Source organism: Salinarimonas chemoclinalis, from assembly GCF_041514305.1.
In the GTDB taxonomy this organism is placed as follows: domain Bacteria; phylum Pseudomonadota; class Alphaproteobacteria; order Rhizobiales; family Beijerinckiaceae; genus Salinarimonas; species Salinarimonas chemoclinalis.
The window spans coordinates 43432-60765 of sequence record NZ_JBGMWH010000016.1; the positions used below are offsets into that span (position 1 = coordinate 43432).

The 17334-nt window shown below is 71.6% G+C and carries 17 protein-coding genes; 7 read left to right on the forward strand and 10 right to left on the reverse strand.

Features of this window, described 5'->3' with window-relative positions; all coding sequences use genetic code 11:
• The first annotated feature begins 22 nt into the window (after positions 1-22).
• The 3 genes from AB9M23_RS18755 to AB9M23_RS18765 are packed head-to-tail and all read left to right on the forward strand — an operon-like array spanning position 23 to position 5285.
• Positions 23-1813, forward strand: a complete 1791-nt coding sequence (locus AB9M23_RS18755; protein ID WP_372426108.1) for an acyl-CoA dehydrogenase C-terminal domain-containing protein — start codon at positions 23-25, stop codon at positions 1811-1813.
• A gap of 44 nt (positions 1814-1857) precedes the next feature.
• Positions 1858-3066, forward strand: coding sequence for an acetyl-CoA C-acetyltransferase (locus tag AB9M23_RS18760; protein ID WP_372426109.1), 1209 nt, complete (start codon positions 1858-1860; stop codon positions 3064-3066).
• Positions 3067-3086: 20 nt separating this feature from the next.
• On the forward strand, positions 3087-5285 hold the full coding sequence (locus AB9M23_RS18765; protein WP_372426110.1) for an FAD-dependent oxidoreductase: 2199 nt from the start codon (positions 3087-3089) through the stop codon (positions 5283-5285).
• A gap of 16 nt (positions 5286-5301) precedes the next feature.
• Here AB9M23_RS18765 and AB9M23_RS18770 read toward each other — a convergent pair whose 3' ends face one another.
• The 3 genes from AB9M23_RS18770 to AB9M23_RS18780 all read right to left on the reverse strand — a co-directional run bounded on the left by AB9M23_RS18770 (position 5302) and on the right by AB9M23_RS18780 (position 7958).
• A complete protein-coding gene (locus AB9M23_RS18770) occupies positions 5302-6558 on the reverse strand; it encodes a type II toxin-antitoxin system HipA family toxin (protein WP_372426111.1) in 1257 nt (418 codons plus the stop codon).
• Positions 6542-6856 (reverse strand): helix-turn-helix transcriptional regulator, encoded by a 315-nt coding sequence (locus AB9M23_RS18775; protein WP_372426112.1) that lies wholly within the window; start codon positions 6854-6856, stop codon positions 6542-6544. The genes AB9M23_RS18770 and AB9M23_RS18775 overlap by 17 nt, the downstream gene beginning before the upstream one ends.
• Before the next feature lie 94 nt (positions 6857-6950).
• Positions 6951-7958, reverse strand: a complete 1008-nt coding sequence (locus tag AB9M23_RS18780) for a GNAT family N-acetyltransferase (protein ID WP_372426113.1) — start codon at positions 7956-7958, stop codon at positions 6951-6953.
• A gap of 153 nt (positions 7959-8111) precedes the next feature.
• On the opposite strand from AB9M23_RS18780, the gene AB9M23_RS18785 reads away from it, so the two are divergent.
• Positions 8112-9671, forward strand: a complete 1560-nt coding sequence (locus AB9M23_RS18785; RefSeq protein ID WP_372426114.1) for a fused MFS/spermidine synthase — start codon at positions 8112-8114, stop codon at positions 9669-9671.
• A gap of 51 nt (positions 9672-9722) precedes the next feature.
• Here AB9M23_RS18785 and AB9M23_RS18790 read toward each other — a convergent pair whose 3' ends face one another.
• The gene (locus tag AB9M23_RS18790; protein ID WP_372426115.1) at positions 9723-11189 is read right to left on the reverse strand and encodes a tripartite tricarboxylate transporter permease; all 1467 of its coding nucleotides are present in this window, start codon (positions 11187-11189) and stop codon (positions 9723-9725) included.
• The gene (locus tag AB9M23_RS18795) at positions 11186-11635 is read right to left on the reverse strand and encodes a tripartite tricarboxylate transporter TctB family protein (RefSeq protein ID WP_372426116.1); all 450 of its coding nucleotides are present in this window, start codon (positions 11633-11635) and stop codon (positions 11186-11188) included. Before AB9M23_RS18795 ends, AB9M23_RS18790 begins: the two co-directional genes overlap by 4 nt.
• Before the next feature lie 136 nt (positions 11636-11771).
• Here AB9M23_RS18795 and AB9M23_RS18800 point away from each other — a divergent pair, with 136 nt between their 5' ends.
• Together AB9M23_RS18800 and AB9M23_RS18805 are read left to right on the forward strand one after the other, a co-directional pair.
• On the forward strand, positions 11772-12767 hold the full coding sequence (locus tag AB9M23_RS18800; RefSeq protein WP_372426117.1) for a Bug family tripartite tricarboxylate transporter substrate binding protein: 996 nt from the start codon (positions 11772-11774) through the stop codon (positions 12765-12767).
• Between the two features lie 367 nt (positions 12768-13134).
• Positions 13135-13560, forward strand: a complete 426-nt coding sequence (locus tag AB9M23_RS18805; RefSeq protein WP_372426118.1) for a GNAT family N-acetyltransferase — start codon at positions 13135-13137, stop codon at positions 13558-13560.
• 123 nt (positions 13561-13683) lie between these two features.
• On the opposite strand, the gene AB9M23_RS18810 is transcribed toward AB9M23_RS18805, so the two are convergent.
• Together AB9M23_RS18810 and AB9M23_RS18815 are read right to left on the reverse strand one after the other, a co-directional pair.
• Entirely contained in the window at positions 13684-14511 is an 828-nt protein-coding gene (locus AB9M23_RS18810; protein WP_372426119.1) for an NAD-dependent epimerase/dehydratase family protein, read from the reverse strand.
• Positions 14504-14950 carry a nuclear transport factor 2 family protein gene (locus AB9M23_RS18815; RefSeq protein ID WP_372426120.1) on the reverse strand — a complete coding sequence of 149 codons (447 nt, stop codon included), beginning with the start codon at positions 14948-14950 and terminating at the stop codon, positions 14504-14506. Before AB9M23_RS18815 ends, AB9M23_RS18810 begins: the two co-directional genes overlap by 8 nt.
• 111 nt (positions 14951-15061) lie before the next feature.
• Here AB9M23_RS18815 and AB9M23_RS18820 point away from each other — a divergent pair, with 111 nt between their 5' ends.
• The gene (locus AB9M23_RS18820; RefSeq protein WP_372426121.1) at positions 15062-15622 is read left to right on the forward strand and encodes a TetR-like C-terminal domain-containing protein; all 561 of its coding nucleotides are present in this window, start codon (positions 15062-15064) and stop codon (positions 15620-15622) included.
• A gap of 152 nt (positions 15623-15774) precedes the next feature.
• Here the strand turns inward: AB9M23_RS18820 and AB9M23_RS18825 are convergent, their stop codons facing one another.
• The 3 genes from AB9M23_RS18825 to AB9M23_RS18835 all read right to left on the reverse strand — a co-directional run bounded on the left by AB9M23_RS18825 (position 15775) and on the right by AB9M23_RS18835 (position 17248).
• Positions 15775-16065, reverse strand: coding sequence for a hypothetical protein (locus AB9M23_RS18825; RefSeq protein ID WP_372426122.1), 291 nt, complete (start codon positions 16063-16065; stop codon positions 15775-15777).
• A gap of 110 nt (positions 16066-16175) precedes the next feature.
• Positions 16176-16496: an Atu4866 domain-containing protein gene (locus tag AB9M23_RS18830; RefSeq protein WP_372426123.1), complete on the reverse strand. Its 321-nt coding sequence runs from the start codon at positions 16494-16496 to the stop codon at positions 16176-16178.
• Between the two features lie 20 nt (positions 16497-16516).
• On the reverse strand, positions 16517-17248 hold the full coding sequence (locus tag AB9M23_RS18835) for an SDR family oxidoreductase (protein ID WP_372426124.1): 732 nt from the start codon (positions 17246-17248) through the stop codon (positions 16517-16519).
• Positions 17249-17334: the final 86 nt, after the last annotated feature.

Sequence of the window (17334 nt, forward strand, 5' to 3'; positions counted from 1 at the left end):
CCGATCCCTAGGGAGAGAGCCCATGCCGGTCTACAAGGCCCCCGTCGCCGACACGTCCTTCATCCTCGACGACGTCCTGAAGCTGTCGCGCCACGCCGATCTGCCGGGCTTCGCCGACGCCACGCCCGACACGGTGGCGGCGATCCTCGAGGAGGGCGCGAAGCTGACCGAGACGTCGTGGGCGCCGACCAATCTCGCGGGCGACCAGGAGGGCTGCACGCGCAACGCCGACGGCAGCGTCGCCGCGCCCAAGGCGTTCAAGGCGGCCTACGAGGCCTACGTCCAGGGCGGCTGGCTCGGGCTCTCGGCGCCCGAGGAGTTCGGCGGCCAGGGCCTGCCCACGACCCTCAACACGGTGATGCAGGAGTTCGCCTCCTCGGCGAACCTCGCGCTCGCCATGTACCCGGGCCTGACGATGGGCGCCATCGCCGCGCTGATCGAGCACGGCTCCCCGGAGCAGAAGGCGACGTACCTGCCCAAGATGATCGAGGGCACCTGGTCGGGCACGATGAACCTGACCGAGCCGCATTGCGGCACCGATCTCGGCATGATCAAGACCAAGGCGGTCCCCAACGGCGACGGCTCGTACGCCATCACCGGCACGAAGATCTTCATCTCGGCGGGGGAGCACGACCTCACCGAGAACATCGTCCACCTGGTGCTCGCCCGCATCGAGGGCGCGCCGCAGGGCACCAAGGGCATCTCGCTCTTCGTCGTGCCGAAGATGCTCGTGAACGACGACGGTTCGCTGGGCGCACGCAACGGCGTCTCCTGCGGCTCGCTCGAGCACAAGATGGGCATCCACGGCAACGCCACCTGCGTGATGAACTACGACGGCGCCACGGGCTGGCTCGTCGGCGAGGAGAATCGCGGGCTCGCGGCCATGTTCGTGATGATGAACGAGGCGCGGCTCGCGGTGGGCGTCCAGGGCCTCGCGGTCTCCGAGGTCGCCTACCAGAACGCCGTCGCCTACGCGAAGGACCGCCTCCAGGGCCGTTCGCTCACCGGCCCGAAGAACCCGGACGGCCCGGCCGACCCGATCATCGTCCACCCGGACGTGCGCCGCACGCTGATGACGATCCGCGCCATCAACGAGGCGGCGCGTGCGCTCATCCTGCGCACGGCGCTCGAGAGCGACATCGCCCACCGTTCGCCGGACGCGGCCGCGCGCCAGAAGGCCCTCGACTTCCTCGGCCTGATGACGCCCGTCGTGAAGGGCGTGTTCACGGATCTCGGCTTCGACAACGCGGTCAAGGCCCAGCAGATGTTCGGCGGGCACGGCTACGTCGAGGAGTGGGGCATGTCGCAGTTCGTCCGCGACGCCCGCATCACCATGATCTACGAGGGCGCCAACGGCATCCAGGCGATGGATCTCGTCGGCCGCAAGCTCGCCAAGGACGGCGGGCGCGCGGTGATGGCCTTCTTCGGCGAGGTCGAGGCCTTCTGCAAGGCGAACGCGTCGGACCCCGCGATGCAGCCCTATATCGGGCCGCTCGGCGAGGGCCTGGGGCGCCTCCAGCAGGCCACGATGTGGTTCATGAACAACGCCATGGCCAAGCCCGACAACGCCGGCGCCGGAGCGACCGACTACATGCACATGTTCGGGCTGGTCGCGATGGGCTGGATGTGGGGGCTGATGGCCGAGGCGGCGCTCGCGAAGGAGGGTGCGCCCGGCATGGAGCGCATTATGGCCGAGAAGCTCGTCGTCGGGCGCTTCTACATGGAGCGTCTGATGCCCGAGACCGCGGCCCAGCTGGCGCGCATCTCCGCGGGCGCGGACACGACGATGGCGCTGCCGGCGGAGGCGTTCTGAGCGAGCCACGGCGCATACGAACCGAACGCCACAGGGAGGCATCCATGACCGACGCCTACATCTACGACCACGTCCGCACGCCCCGCGGACGCGGCAAGCCGGACGGGTCGCTGCACGAGGTGCCGGCGGTCGATCTCGCCGTGACCGCGCTGAAGGCGATCCGCGACCGCAACCGGCTGCCCCCGGTGATGATCGAGGACGTCGTGCTGGGCTGCGTCGACCCCGTCGGCGAGGCCGGCGGCGACATCGCCCGCGCCGCCGCGCTCAAGGCCGGCTTCGGCAAGGAGGTGCCGGGCGTCCAGATCAACCGCTTCTGCGCCTCGGGCCTCGACGCGGTGAACCTCGCCGCCGCCCAGGTGATGAGCGGCATGAAGGAGATGGCGATCGGCGGCGGCGTCGAATCCATGTCGCGCATCGGCATGGGCGCGTCGGGCGGCGCCTGGCCCGTCGACCCGAAGCTCGCCATCGACACCTACTTCCTGCCCCAGGGCATCTCGGCCGACCTGATCGCCACCAAGTACGGCTTCTCCCGCGACGACGTCGACGCCTTCGCGGTGGAGAGCCAGAAGCGTGCGGCCAGGGCCTGGGACGAGGGCCGCTTCGCGCGCTCCGTCGTGCCGGTGCGCGACGTCAACGGCCTCACCATCCTGGCGAAGGACGAGCACATGCGGCCGTCCACCGACATGCAGTCGCTCGGCGGGCTCAAGGCGGCCTTCGAGCAGATGGGCGACATGGCGGGCTTCGACGCGGTGGCGATCGCAGCCCATCCCGACGTCGAGGCGGTGCGCCACGTCCACCACGCGGGCAACTCGTCCGGCATCGTCGACGGCGCGGCCGCCGTCCTCGTGGGCTCCAGGAAGGCCGGCGAGATGGCGAGCCTGACGCCCCGCGCGCGCATCAAGGCCTTCGCTTCGATCGGCTCCGACCTCGCGCTGATGCTGACGGGCCCCGTCGACGTGACCGAGCTCGTGCTGAAGAAGGCGGGCATGACGAAGGACGACATCGACCTCTTCGAGATCAACGAGGCCTTCTCGTCTGTGGTGCTGCGCTACATCCAGGCCTTCGACCTCGATCCGGCGATCGTCAACGTCAACGGCGGCGCCATCGCCATGGGCCATCCGCTGGGCGCCACCGGCGCCATGGTGCTCGGCACGGTGCTCGACGAGCTCGAGCGCCAGGGCAAGCAGACGGCGCTCGTCACCTTGTGCGTCGCCGCCGGCATGGGCACCGCCGCCATCATCGAGCGCGTCTGAGAGAGCCGGGAGACAAGACCATGGACCTCACCAACTTCCGCTTCGAGACCGACGCCGACGGCATCGCACTCCTCACCTGGGACATGCCCGGGCGCTCGATGAACGTCATCACCCCCGAGGTGATGGAGGAGCTCGCCCGCGTGATCGAGCACGTCGCCGAGACCGCCGAGATCGAGGGCTGCGTGATCGCGTCCGGCAAGAAGGACTTCTCCGGCGGCGCCGACCTCGGGATGCTCCAGGGGCTTCGCGCCATGCACGCGAAGCTCGCCGCGGAGAAGGGCGCGGAGGAGGCGATGCGCGTCTTCTTCGAGCAATCGCGCCGGCTCTCGCTGCTCTACCGACGGCTCGAGACCTGCGGCAAGCCCTTCGTCGCGGCGATCCACGGCACCTGCCTCGGCGGCGCCTTCGAGCTCGCGCTCGCCTGCCACCAGCGCATCCTGTGCGATCACGACCGCACCAAGGTCGGGCTTCCCGAGATCAAGGTCGGGCTCTTCCCCGGCGCCGGCGGCACCCAGCGCGTGGCGCGGCTGATGCAGACGGGCGACGCGCTGCAGATGCTGTTCAAGGGCCAGCAGATCAAGGGATCGATGGCGCGCAACATGGGCCTCGTCCACCAGGTCGTGCCGCACGACCAGCTGATCGACACGGCCAAGGCCTGGATCCGCGACGGCGGCTCCGCGGTGGCGCCGTGGGACCAGAAGGGCTTCAAGCTGCCCTCGAACAAGGTCTACTCCCCCGCCGGCATGCAGATCTGGCCCGCGGCGAACGCCATCTATCGCCGCGAGACGAACGACAACTACCCCGCCGCGAAGGCCATCCTGCAATCGGTCTACGAGGGCCTGCAGCTGCCCATGGATCTCGCGCTCAAGGTCGAGTCCCGCTATTTCGCCCACATCCTGCGCTCGAAGGAGGCAGCGGCGATGATCCGCACGCTCTTCGTCTCGATGGGCGAACTCAACAAGGGCGCCCGGCGCCCCGCCTCCGTGGGCGAGACCTCGCTGAAGCGGATCGGCGTCGTCGGCGCGGGCTTCATGGGCGCGGGGGTCGCCTACGTCGCGGCGAACGCGGGCTTCGAGGTCGTGCTCGTCGACCGCGACAGGGAGGCGGCCGAGAAGGGCAAGGCCCATTCGCACGAGCTCATGACCGACCAGGTCATGAAGGGCCGCGCCAAGACCGCCGACCGCGACGCGCTGCTGGCGCGCATCACCGCGGCGGACGACTACGCGGCGCTCGCCGGCTGCGACCTCGTGGTCGAGGCCGTGTTCGAGGACCCGAAGGTCAAGGCCGAGGTCATCTCCAAGGTCGAGGCCGCCGTCGGCGAGACCGCGATCTTCGGCTCGAACACCTCGACGCTGCCGATCTCGGGGCTGGCGAAGGCTTCGTCGCGTCCGGAGCGCTTCGTGGGCATCCACTTCTTCTCGCCGGTCGAGAAGATGATGCTCGTCGAGATCATCCTGGGCGAGAAGACCGGAGACGAGGCGCTCGCCGTCGCGCTCGACTTCGTGCGCGCCATCAAGAAGACCCCGATCGTCGTCAACGACGCGCGCGGCTTCTTCGCCAATCGCTGCGTGGGCGCCTACATCCTCGAAGGGCACAAGATGCTCGTCGAGGGCGTGCCGCCGGCGATGATCGAGAACGCCGGCAAGGCCGCGGGCATGCCGGTCGGACCGCTCTCGCTCAACGACGAGGTGGCGCTCGATCTCGCGCTGCGGATCGTCAAGGCCACCGAGGCGATAGCGGGCGCGGGCGCGATCGACCCGGACCAGAAGGCGATGCTGGTCGCCATGGTGGAGGGCGAGGGCCGGCTCGGGCGCAAGAACGGCCGGGGCTTCTACGATTATCCCGAGGGCGGCAGGAAGCGGCTCTGGCCGGGCCTCGCCGGCATGGCGAAGGCGCGCCGCGAGGGCGAGACGATCGACTTCGCCGAATTGCAGGATCGCCTCCTCGTCGCCCAAGCGCTGGAGGCGGCCCGCACCGTCGAGGAGGGCGTGATCGTCGACCCCCGCGAGGCGGACGTCGGCTCGATCCTCGGCTTCGGCTTCGCGCCGTTCACCGGCGGCGCGCTCTCCTGGATCGACTTCATGGGGGCGAAGGCCTTCGTGGAGAAGGCCGACCGCCTCGCCACCGTCCACGGCACCCGCTTCGCCGTCCCGGCTCTGCTGCGGCAGATGGCCGATGCCGGCGAGACGTTCTACGGGCGCATGAAGCCCGCCGCGTGAGCGGCCGGGCGCGACGTCACGGGACCGGGGCCGCGCGATCGAGGCGCAGCGCCGGGACCGCCTCGCGCAGCATCGCCACGTCCCGAGCCCGGACGCCCCGCCCGTCGAGGAACTCGGCGAAGCGGCGGACGCCGGCCATGACCTCCTCGTGAATGTCGCGGGCGCGCGCCTCGACGAGGCCGAACGCGCGGTGGCTGGCCGCGGCAGCGGCCGGGTCGCAGGCCGGGCTCGTCCCGCGCGCCGGCGCGCAGGCGTGCCGATCGACGCCCGGATGCGGCACGATGTCGAAGGCCGGCGACAGCTCCCACCCCGCGCCCCGATCGATCATCGCGTGGTTGCGCAGGTGATCGTCCGTGTTCCTCAGCCACGCATTGACCAGGAGCCGGCGGTACATGTCCGCCTCCGGCGACGCGGCGCCGATCCGGCGCGCGACGAGCGCCATGTCCACGTAGGTCTTGTCGGTGCGGTACTCGGTGGAGGGCTGGCGCAGCAGCGTCGCCATGCTGAGATAGCCGTGGGCACGGCCCGCGTCGTCGCGGTCGAAGCGGCACACGAGCAGAACGGAGCGCCCCGCCACGTCGAGGACGACGCGCTCGGCCACGGGCACGCCCGCCGCCTCCGCCGCGTCGAGGCACGCCGCCTCGACCCGCGGCTCGTCGAACCGATCGCCCCAGGCGGGAAACTTGGCGATGTACTCTCGAGCGTCCCGGCGAAGCCGCGCCTTCGGCCGTGCGCCACCGACGTCGCGCGAGCTGCGGAAGAGGAGACCGAGGTGATCCGCCGTCGCATCGCCTTCGTCCGCCGCGCGCGCGGCGGCGAGCAGGGCCTCCAGGTCGTCTTCCGCGTCGGGTAGCCGCGCGAGCGCGCGCGTGGCCGGCCGCCAGGTCTCCGGGCCGTCCGGCGTCGGCCCGAAGAGCAGGTCGCCCGTACGCTCCGCCCCGCCCAGCGCCAGCATCTCCATCATTCCGAGATCGAGGTCGGGGTAGGCCTGCCGCAGGATGCCCTTTCCCCACCCGTCCGGCCCCGCGTCCAGGAAGGCGAGCGGCACCTCCTCGGGGGCCGAGGGGTAGGAGCGTGCGCTCGGGGGCATGCCGATCGGGTCGACGGCCCGGCGATCGGGACGCGCGAGGTAGCTTCGCGCGTAGCGGAAGCGCGACTGCCTGCGCGGGCCGCGCCCTTCCGCTACGAGCTCGCCGACCGGTACGGCGCCCGCCGACGTCTCGCGGAACACGACCAGACGCTCGACCAGGCCCGCGTCAGAAATCCGCCACATCGGCCTTCGCTCCCGCACGGCGTCGCCCGAGGTCGAGGCCGTCCCCGATCGGGTCCGACCCGACGAGCTCCGCCAGCCGCTCGGGATAGCCGAGCACGGTCAGCGCCCGCATGAGGATGCCGATCGCGACGCCGGGGCGTCCCTTCTCTAGCGCGACGACCGACGAGCGAGCGACCCCGATCCGCTCCGCCAGCTCCACCTGGCTGAGGTTGCGCCGCAGCCGCGCGAGGCGGATCGTCTCGCCGAGCCGCGCGAGCGCGTCGTATTCGTCCCCGGACAGAGGGGTGGTGATCCGCACCTGCATGAAACTCCAGACATTAACGGCCTTAATGTATCAAACTCCACTCAAAATGCAAGGGTGCCGTGAGGTTCCGCTCTGGTAGTGCCGCTCCTTACGTCGCCCGCGCCATCGGTGCGATCAGCCGGCGGGCGGCGGCGAGGAGGCCTCGAGCGGGCGCGCCGGGACGACCGAGCGCGCTCGGGGCGAGCGTCCAGTCGTTCCGAACGGGAGGCGGGGCGATGGGCCGGCGCGCGAGGAGCGCGGCGAGGGCCGACGCCTCGCCGGGCACGGCGGCGGTGAGCCAGGCGTGGTCGCGCACGAGGATCGCCGCGGCGACCGCCGCGCCGTCGCGCCTGGTGATCGCCACGCGGCACGTGCGCTCGCGGGCGGCGCGGCGGGTCGCCGTGCGCACGAGGTTGGCGTGGCCGGGGTCCTGGACGAGCGCGAGCCGCCGCTGCGCGGCAGCCGCCTCGACGTCGAGCGCGAGGAAGACCTCGACGGCGTCGCGTACCTCCGTGGCCGTGCGGGCATTCTCGAAGGAGAGATCGGCGAAGGGCACCACGGTCCGCTCCGGCTCGGCGTCTCGCGCCTGTGCGAGCGCGTTCGGCGAGAGGCCGGCGCCGCGCAGGAGATGGGCGAGCGCCGAGCCGAGCGGCGCGTCGGCGAGGACGAGCGGCGTGCCGCGCCCGCGGGCGTAGCGCAGCATCGCGTCGAGCACCGACCCGGCGGCCTCGGCGTCGAGGAGCGGCGTCGCGGCCGGCAGGAGGTCGACACGCCAGGGCACGAGCCGCTTCGCGCCGAGGGGGCCGCGCGCGGCCGTCACCGGAGCGACGCCGACGAGGCGCGCGCCGCTCCAGACGAGGAGCGTCTGGAGCCGGCGGCCCTCCGGCAGGTGGCGCGCCGCGGCGGCGAGGAGCGCGTGCTCCGCGAAGGGACTCGGCACGAGCGCCCGGCGTGCGAGCGCCGCCCAGGGCGCGGCGATCGCGTCGAGATCGAGGGGTCCGCGCAGCTCGATGCCGAAGCCGCCCACCTCGACGCGGGGGATCGCGGACGTCTCGGGACGGCCGCGCGTGCCGCCGCGGGACGCCTGGCCGAGGGGGGACGCGGACGCGAACATCATGGCTGTGCTCCTGCCTGATCACGATCGTCCCGCTCCGGGACGGCGGGTCGCTCGAAAGCGCCGCGCGTCGTTCACGTTTCAGAAACCATGCCAGGGACGGCCACCGCGTGCCGCGCGGCTGGACCCCCGCGCCCCGCCGCGCTACGACGGCGCGTGCCGCACGCCCCCGCCCGCCCCGTCCGCCTCGTCGTCCACGCAGCGCTCCTCGTCACCGGCGCGGCGACGCTGGCGCTCGAGCTGATCGCGTCGCGGCTGCTGACCCCCTACGTCGGCGGCGGGCTCGTGGTCTGGACGGCGATCCTCTCGGTGACGCTGCTCGCGCTGGCGCTCGGCTATCACGTCGGCTCGCGTTGGTCGGCGCACGCGCCGGCGCGGCGTTTCGCGCGCATACCCGCGCTCGCGGCGATCGTGCTCGGGGTCACCGGCGCGTTGGCGCCGATGCTGCTGCCGCAGCTCGCGGTGGGCGGCGCGCTCACCGGTGCCTTCGTCGGCGTGGTTCTGGTGCTCGCGCCGGCGCTGGTGCTGCTCAGCGCCATGGGGCCGCTCGCGATCGCGCTCCTCTCCACCGGCGCGGGCGATTCGGGCGCGGGCGAGGTCTTCGCCATCAGCACGGTCGGCTCGGTGGCCGGCGTCTTCCTCGCGGCCTTCGCGCTGTTGCCCCACATGGCCCCGCCGGCGACGCTCGCCGTGCTCGCGGGGGCGCTCGTCGCCGTCGCGCTCCTCGCGGCGCGGGCGCTCGGCGAGCTCCGGGCGGTGGCGGTCCTGCTCCCGGGCGCCGTCGCCGCGATCGCGCTCGCCGGCGCGGCCCTGCTCTCGGCGCCGGACGCGGTCGCCTTCGGCGCCTGGCGCGTGACGCACGTGGCGACCGAGCGCAGTGCCCACGCGACCGTGATCGTCGCGGACGTGACCCGGCCCGGGCGCGACGGCACGGTGCGGCTCTACCTCGAGGAGAACCAGGTCCAGAGCGCGGCGGGCCGCGACCTGCCGGGCACGCCGCTCGTCTACGCCGCGCTGTCGCGGGCGCTGATCGCCGAGACGGTGGCGCCCGGCGGGCGCGTGCTGGTGCTCGGCCTCGCCGGCGGAGTGATCGCGAGCGACCTCGTGCGCGCGGGCTTCTCGGTGACCGCCGTCGACGTCAACCCCGCCGCGGCCGACGTCGCGAGGCGCTGGTTCGACCTCGCGCCGGAGATCGACCTGCGCATCGCCGACGCCCGCCTCTTCCTGGAGGATTGCGCGGGCGCCTACGACGCGATCTTCGTCGATGCGTTCTCCGGGCTCGAGATCCCCGAGCACCTCGTGACCCGCGAGACCTTCGCCGCCGCCTCCGCCTGCCTCGCGCCGCGGGGCGCCCTCGTGGTGAACGCGGTGGTGCCGCCGCTGGACACGCGGCCGTCCCGCCGCCTCCTCGCCGCGATCGCGGCGGCGATGGGCGGGCCGGTGGCCGTCTACGAGGACGTGCGCGGGGCGGCCGGGCGCCTCAACCGCGTGGTGCTCGCCGGGCCGGCCGCGCGCACGCCGCCGACGCTCGCCATCGCCGACTGGCCGAGCGACCTCTTCGCCCGCGCGCCCCGCCGCCTCGTGCCCGAGCTGGTGACGCCCGCCGACCTCGCCGGGACGCCGCCGCTCACCGACTGGAGCAACGACTTCGCGCTCGCCATCGCCCGCGCGACCCCGGCGCCGACGGTCTTCCCCGTGCCGGCCTCCTGGTACTGAGGCGACGCACCGCGGGCTCCGGTGCGCGCGGCCCGAGGTCGCGCGGGCGGTTCAGCGCGCCCCGCGCCGCGCCAGCGTGAGGGCGAGCGCGAGCACGGCGGCGGCGGCGAGCGTCCCCGCGATGGGCTGGCTCGCCAGCGTCGCGGCGTCGCCGCGGGCATGCGCGATCGCGCGGCGCAGGTGGTCCTCGAAGATGGGGGCGAGCACGAATCCGACGAGGAGCGGCAGGAGCGGAAAGCCGGTCCGCCGCAGCGCGTAGCCGAGGCCTCCGAAGGCGGCGAGGAGCACGACGTCGAAGGCGAGCCCGTCGCTCGCCAGCACGCCGACGCCGGAGACCAGCACGATGCCCGGCACGAGCCAGAGCGGCGGCACCGTGACCAGGCGCGCCCAGAGCCCGACGAGGGGGAGGTTCAGCACGACGAGCATCAGGTTGGCGATCAGCATCGAGCCGACGAAGGTCCAGAACAGCGTCGGCTCGCGGTCCATCAGGGCCGGCCCCGGCGGCAGGCCGTGGATCATCATGGCGCCGACGAGCACCGCGGTGACGGCGTTCGACGGGATGCCGAGCCCGAACAGGGCGACGAAGCCGGTCTGTGCGCTGGCGTTGTTGGCCGCCTCCGGCGCGGCGACGCCGGCGATGTCCCGCCGGACGTCCGGCGCGCGGCGGGAGACGCGCTTCTCCAGCGACCACGCGACGAAGGACGACACGAGGGTCGTCGCGCCCGGCACGAGGCCGATGGCGGCGCCCACGAGCGACCCGCGCAGCGCCGGCGCGAGCCAGCCGCGGATCGCGGCGGCGCCGGGCCACCAATGCGCGATCCTCGCGACCGCACCGCCGCTCGTGCCGCGCGCGGCGAGCGCGAGCGCCTCCGACATGCCGAACAGGCCGACGACGAGCGGGACGAAGCCGATCCCGTCGAAGAGCGCGCGCACGCCGAAGGTGAAGCGCGGCAGCCCGTCGGGACCCGGCGTCCCGATCAGGCCCAGCAGCCCGCCGAGCCCGAGCATGGCGAAGCCGCGTGCGAGCGGCGCGGCCGAGAGCACGACGGCGAGCACGCAGGCGAGCACCATCATCGCCGCGACGTCCGCGGGCCCGACCGCGAGCGAAGCGCGCGCGAGCGCGGGAGTGGCGAGCGCCAGCACGAGCGCCGACAGGATGCCCGCCACCGCCGAGGCCAGGGTCGCGACGGCGAGCGCCTCCACGGCGCGTCCCTCCCGCGCCATCTTGTGGCCCGAGACGGCGGTGATCGCGCCCGAGGCCTCCCCGGGTACGTTCAGCAGGATCGCCGTCGTCGAGGAGCCGTACTGCGCGCCGTAGTAGATGCCCGCCAGCATGATGAGCGAGCCCGTCGGCGGCAGGAAGAAGGTCGTCGGCAACAGCAGCGCGATGGTCGCCACCGGGCCCAGGCCCGGGAGAACGCCCACCAGCGTGCCGAGGAACGCGCCGGCGAAGGCCCAGCCGAGATGCTCGAGGGTGAGCGCGGCCGCGAGCCCGGCCGCGATGTCGCCACCGATCATCGCAGCGCACCCGGCAGGAGCGGCAACGGCTGGCCGACGAGGCCGACGAAGACGCCCGCGACGAGGGCCGTCGCCGCGACGCCCGCGGCGAGCGCGCCGGGCAGGCGCGCGCCCGTCACCGCGGACGCAGCAAGCGCACCGCAGAGCGTGCCGGAGACGAGGAGGCCGAGCGGGCCGATCGTCGTCGCCAGGAGGACGAGCGACGCGAGCAGGCGCACCACCGTGCGCATCGGCACCGGATCGAGCGCCGCGCACGGATCGACTTCGAGCGCCGCCGCCGGCTCCGCGGTTCTGCGCGTGACGACGCCGACGAGCGCCGCGAGTCCCGTCAGCGCCGCGAGCGCGAGGGGCACGTCGGCCGGACCGAGACGTCCCGGCCGTCCGTCGGGGAGGGCCGACGCCGCGACGGCGAAGGCGAGCGCCGTCGCCGCAACGGAAATCTCCACGCAGATGCTGTAATCCAGCTTAGAACGAAGTAAAACTAGCCTGCAGCGAAAAGTGTAATTTCGATCGTTACTCATATTGCCTCCCGCGGAGAAAGCGGTATTTCTTCCTGGTCACTCCTTAGACCGAGGGAAGACCATGTGGAAGAACATTTTCGCCGCCGGCGTCCTCGCCGGCGCGACGGCTGTCGCGTCCGTGCCTGTGCAGGCGGAAGCGCAGACGGAAGCGCAGACCTGGCCGACCCAGCCGATTCGGCTGATCACGGCCTCCGCGGCGAGCGGCAACGCCTACGTTTCCGCCCAGATCGTCGCAGCCGAGCTGGAGAAGCGGCTCGGGCAGCGCATCGTGCTCGAGGCGATGCCCCAGAGTTCCGGCATGGTCGCGACCGAGCTGGTGTCCAATGCCGAGCCCGACGGCCATACGCTCCTCGTCGGCACCTCCTCGCAGCTCGTGTTCAACATCGCGCTGTTCCCGGACATGCCGGTCGACCTCGCGCAGACGCTACGCGGCGTCGCGATGATCAACACCGTGCCGCTCGTGCTCGTCGTCGGCCCGGAGAACCCGGCGCAGACCATGGCCGATTACGTCGCCATGCTGAAGGCCGAGCCCGGCGTCTACCAGTACGGCTCCGGTCCCGTCGGCACGACGACGCACGTCACCGGCCTGCGCTGGGCCGACGAGGTCGGCGTCGACGTCGAGCACGTGCCGTACCAGGCGGGCTCGGACGCGCGACGCGACGTCGTCGCCGGGCGACTGTCGCACATGTTCGACGTCGCGGTCACTGCGATCCCGCAGATCGAGGCCGGCGCGGTGCGCCCGCTCGCCATCACCTCGCCGGAGCGCTCCGAGGCGCTGCCGGAGGTCCCGACCGTCGCCGAGCTCGGCTATCCCGGGTTCGAGGCGGCCACCTGGAACACGATCGCGGCGCCGTCCGGCACGCCGGACGCCATCGTCGAGCGCCTGAACGCCGAGGTCGCGGCGGTGATGGAGACGCCCGCCGTGCGCGAGCAGCTCCTCGCGCTCGGGGCCGACCTGGTGCCGCCGCGCACGCCGGCCGAGATCGACGCCTTCTACGCCGCGCAGCGCGAGACCTGGATCCCGCTCGTGCGCGAGGCGATCGGCGCGGGCGGCTGACGCCGAGGCGAGGCGCACCCGCCCGTCGGCGACGGGTGCGCCCACCGCGCATGGGGCGCGGCGCGGGTCGTCGCGCTGTCGTCATCCGTGTCGTGGGAACGAGGTGTCTCCCATGTCTCGGGGCCGGACACGGCGCCGATGGCGATCCCGGGAGGCGTCCCACGTCTTCTCGAACGCCTCGCTGCGCTCGAAGGTGAGACGGTGCGGACCTCGCTCGAGAGCTCGCAGGCGCAGGACCACGAGTCGGGGCGGGACCGCGGTCGCGAGCGCTCTGCACGAGCGACGTCGGCCGGCGGGCTGTCGCGTGCTTACGATTCGGGTATCGACCGTGGAGCGCACTCTCGGCTCAGAGGACGGAAGCACGGTGATGACCACTGCCATCTCGATCGTCGACCAACCGTCGGACGATGTGCGTCGCGCGATCCTCGCACCGCTCGACGTCTTCAGCAGGGAGCGCGGGTTTCCGTTCGAACCCCGAACGCTCGCCCTCGCGCTCCTGCACGACGATCACGTGGTCGGCGGTCTCGTCGGCCAGCTGAACTGGGACTGGCTGTACATCCAGATCCTCGGAGTACCCACGTTCCTTCGCGGTGGGGGGCACGGGCGCGCCTTGGTCGAAGAAGCGGAACGACGCGCCGTCGCAGCGGGCTGCCGCGGCGTATGGGTCGACACCTTCACGTTCCAGTCGCCGGGCTTCTACGAGCGGCTCGGCTACGAGAAAATCGGCGAGCTGCCCGGCTATCCCGGAGACCAGAGCCGGCTGTTCCTTCGGAAGCTGCTGACGGATCGGTGACATCCCGCTGCGATGGGCCGACGGGCCGGCGCGCGCGCGTGATCGCGGCTGCGAGGGCCGATGCGCCGGCTGCGTCGGTGCGGCAGCACGGGAGAGCGGGCGTACGAACGCGTCGGCGGCATCTCACCACGAAGACACGCTGCCTTCTGCGAAGGCCCGGAACGAGGTCGCCGCCCGGCCCGTCAGCCGGAGAACCTGATCCGTCGTGCGATCCTCACCTCCGTGGCGGATGACCTCGTCGAGATGTGCCAACGCCTCCGCGTAGCTCCTCGGCAACCCCAGCTGCGTGTGGCGGCGGATCAGCTCCTCGGTGCCGAGTCTCACGTGCCGTACAGGGCGCGACAGCAGGTCCGAGGCGACGTGCGCGACGTCGTCGTAGCTCAGCGCCTCGGGGCCGGTCAGAACGGCGTCCCCGTCGAGGGAGCGCGCGCTCGTCAGCGCCGCGACCGCCGCCGCGGCGATGTCGTCGGCGCTCACGAAGCCGACGCGGCCGGTGTCGGTCGCGCTGTAGATGGCGCTCTCCTCGCGGATGGTCCGGCCGTGCGGGCCGCTAGAGAAGTTCTGCATGAACCAGGACGGCCGCAGAACCGCCCATTCCGGCGCGTTCTCCGCCAGCCACGCATGGACCTCGCCCATCATGGGGCCGCCGGGCACGAGTTGCGACGAGCTGAGCAGCACGAGGCGCCGCGTTCCCATCGCCATCGCCCGCTCGAGGATCGGCCGCATCAGCGCCATATGGTCGGTGCGATCCGTCGGAGCGACGAGGTAGGCCGCGCGTGCGCCCTCGAAAGCGGCGACCGACCGAGGATCGGCCCAGTCGAACCTAACCTCGTGATTCGCCGAGGGGCGCCGCGTGCCCACCGCGACGGAGACGCCTCGTTCCGCCAGCCGCCGCGCGACGCGGCGTCCCGTAGTGCCGGTCCCGCCGGTGACGAGAATGCGCTCAGGCATGGGTCGCCTCCTTGCCGAACGAAGCGGCGACCGCTTCGGTCCCTCCGAGCGCCGCGAGCGCGACCAGCGGGTTCCAATAGTCCTTGTAGCGCACGATGCGGCCGTCCCGGAGTGTCACGACGGAGACGTAGGTCTGGTCGTAGGCGATGCCGGTCTCCACGCCGCGGCCCTCGCAGCCGAACTCGATCACCACCGTGTCCCCGCACACGTACGCCGCTTCGAGATCGAATCGGTGGAACTCGACGAGTGGCCCGAGCCGGGCGAAGTGCTCGGCGAGCCGGTCGCGCCCGTCGAGTCGCTTCCGTAGCCCCTCCGGCGCATACGGGAACTCGAAGATCACGTCCTCGGCGAAGAGGTCGAGAACGCCGTCCGCGGGAACGAGCATCGGGCCCAGGGCGCCCACGAGCAGATCCCCGAACGTGTCGAACTTGCCAGCCATCGAATGCTCCCATATTGGATGGAACGGTATCGTATCGACGATGTGGAGATCCCTCGGATGGAACGCAAGTGTTCCGACGAAAAAAGAAAGCGGAAACCGACCGGGGCCGCCGTGCCCCGGGCGGAGCTGACGGAGGCGCTCTACCGAGCGTTCTTCGCCGAGTGGGCGGAGAAGGGCTTCGCCGCCGTCAGCCTCGAGCGGGTCGCCGCCCGCGCGGGAGCGGGCAAGGCGGCGATCTACCGGCGCTGGTCGTCGAGGGTCGCCTTCGCCGCCGAGGCGGTGGACGCGCTCGGCCTTCGGATGGCGATGATCGAGGACCGAGGGTCGCTCGAGGCCGACGTGACGGACTTCCTGTTCAGGTTGCGCGTCGTGCTCAGGCATCCGCTCGTCCGGCGCATCCTGCCGGATCTGCATGCGGAGGCGGCGCGATCACCCGAGATGCGTACGCTGAACACGCGCGTGGCGCAGCAGAGGCGCGCTCACGGGTCGACCCTGTTGGAGCGCGCCATGGCGCGCGGTGAGCTGCCCGCGACCTTGAACACCACGCTCGCGCTCGATCTGATCCCGGCGCCGCTCTATTGGAGAATGGTCGTCGTCGGCGCGACGCCCTCTCGGCAAGAGGTGGCCGAGATGGGCGCGGCGATCACCGCTGGGTTACGAGCACTGGCGTGAATTCTGCGCAGAGCCCACTCTACAGGCTCGGCGATCGAGAACTCTTTACGCTCGCATCTCTGTACTTCGCCGGGCGCGGAACGCGTCGACTGCCGCACCATGTCTCGATGCGGCAGTCGATCCGGATCGGGCTGTCGACGTCAGCCTACGCGTCACCGCCCGGAGCTGCGCTCGCGAACGGCTTCACGATGAAGCCACCAGAAGTCCGAGCCGTGCGCCGCACGACCGTCGCCTGCCTGTGCTCCGGCACCCGTTCCGCCGATCGCCCCCGTGGCGGCAGGCGTCCGGCGGAATGAAGCGGCCACGTGCGAAGACGAATGAGCGACCGAGTAGAACGTCATCCGATCATTCCACGTCTCGTCGGCATAGGCGGAGTTGGTGTTGCCGAGCGTTACGATCGCGAAGATTGCATACGCGATCGTGCGAAGTCCCTTGGTGTTCATCTGTCTGTCCTTTCCTGTGGCTGTGGCAGAGCGAAGCACTCTGCTCGGTTACGAGCGATCAGCCGCTCGTATGCTTGGAGGTGACGGGAGCTGCTCGTCCCGTCGCCCAGTTATCGATCGACGAGCGAACCGCTCTCGACGCGATCTCGTTGGCGGTACAGCCGCATGCCGGCGTGATGGAGCACATCGTCGATGAAGTCCCCGTCGGCGGTGAAGCCCGTATCGTCCCAGTATCGGATGTGATCGCCGGTGATTTCGTAGCGACCCTGGTAGGCGCTCTCACGGTTTCCCCGGGCTTCGTCGTATCGGCCGTTCGGCAGCAACTCGTGGCGCACGTAGCCGTCCGCCGTCACCCACATGCCGACGTAAGGGTGGTTCTCACCGCTCATGGCTGTCTCCTCGTAGAAGAGTGCCAGGACGATCCCGGTCATCGCGAACGTGGCTCCGGTCCTCATCCGTGCACTGCCCGCGTCGGACGAACGACGATCTCGTTCACGTCGACGTCTTCCGGCTGCTCGATGGCGTAGCGGACGGCCCGCCCGATGGCGTCGGGCTGGAGCGCGATGGCGCGATACGCCTTCATCACTTCGATCGTCGCCGGATCGGTGATTCCGTCGGCGAGCTCGCTCTCCACGACGCCGGGATGAATGCAGGTGACGCGAAGGCGTTCGTTCTCCTGGCGCAGCCCGTCCGAGATCGCACGCACCGCATACTTGGTCGCGCAGTACACCGCGGCGGTCGGGGAGACCGTGAGCGCGCCGATCGACGCGATGTTGACGACGTGACCGGAGCCTCGAGCCAGCATGCCGGGCAGCACCGCGGCGATGCCGTGCAGGACGCCCTTGATGTTGACGTCGACCATTCGGTCCCAGTCGTCCACCTTCATGGCCGCCATCGGCGAAAGCGGCATGATGCCGGCGTTGTTGACGATCACGTCGACGCGTCCGAAAGCGTCTCGCGCCGCTTGCGCGAAGGCCGCTACGTCTTCCCGGTCGACGACGTCGAGGCGACGTGTCAGCACTTCGTTGCTGTCCCAGCGGAGCTCTCGTGCGAGAGCTTCGAGCCGGTCGGTGCGACGTGCACCGAGCACGAGCTTCGCGCCGGCCGCGGCGAGTTCGCGGGCGATGCCGGCCCCGATGCCGCTCGAAGCGCCGGTAATGAGGATCACCTTGTCCAATTCCATCTCCTGTGGCTGGCCGCGTCATCGCGGTTGCCCAGGAGATAGACCGGCCCCATTGTAGCCGGTAGCCGCTCATTCATTCACATGGT

Coding starts and splice junctions, on each gene's coding strand:
- AB9M23_RS18755 (WP_372426108.1), top strand. CDS start 23: ATGCCGGTCTACAAGGCCCCCGTCGCCGACACGTCCTTCATCCTCGAC.
- AB9M23_RS18760 (WP_372426109.1), top strand. CDS start 1,858: ATGACCGACGCCTACATCTACGACCACGTCCGCACGCCCCGCGGACGC.
- AB9M23_RS18765 (WP_372426110.1), top strand. CDS start 3,087: ATGGACCTCACCAACTTCCGCTTCGAGACCGACGCCGACGGCATCGCA.
- AB9M23_RS18770 (WP_372426111.1), bottom strand. CDS start 6,558: ATGTGGCGGATTTCTGACGCGGGCCTGGTCGAGCGTCTGGTCGTGTTC.
- AB9M23_RS18780 (WP_372426113.1), bottom strand. CDS start 7,958: ATGATGTTCGCGTCCGCGTCCCCCCTCGGCCAGGCGTCCCGCGGCGGC.
- AB9M23_RS18790 (WP_372426115.1), bottom strand. CDS start 11,189: ATGATCGGTGGCGACATCGCGGCCGGGCTCGCGGCCGCGCTCACCCTC.
- AB9M23_RS18800 (WP_372426117.1), top strand. CDS start 11,772: ATGTGGAAGAACATTTTCGCCGCCGGCGTCCTCGCCGGCGCGACGGCT.
- AB9M23_RS18805 (WP_372426118.1), top strand. CDS start 13,135: ATGACCACTGCCATCTCGATCGTCGACCAACCGTCGGACGATGTGCGT.
- AB9M23_RS18810 (WP_372426119.1), bottom strand. CDS start 14,511: ATGCCTGAGCGCATTCTCGTCACCGGCGGGACCGGCACTACGGGACGC.
- AB9M23_RS18815 (WP_372426120.1), bottom strand. CDS start 14,950: ATGGCTGGCAAGTTCGACACGTTCGGGGATCTGCTCGTGGGCGCCCTG.
- AB9M23_RS18825 (WP_372426122.1), bottom strand. CDS start 16,065: ATGAACACCAAGGGACTTCGCACGATCGCGTATGCAATCTTCGCGATC.
- AB9M23_RS18830 (WP_372426123.1), bottom strand. CDS start 16,496: ATGACCGGGATCGTCCTGGCACTCTTCTACGAGGAGACAGCCATGAGC.
- AB9M23_RS18835 (WP_372426124.1), bottom strand. CDS start 17,248: ATGGAATTGGACAAGGTGATCCTCATTACCGGCGCTTCGAGCGGCATC.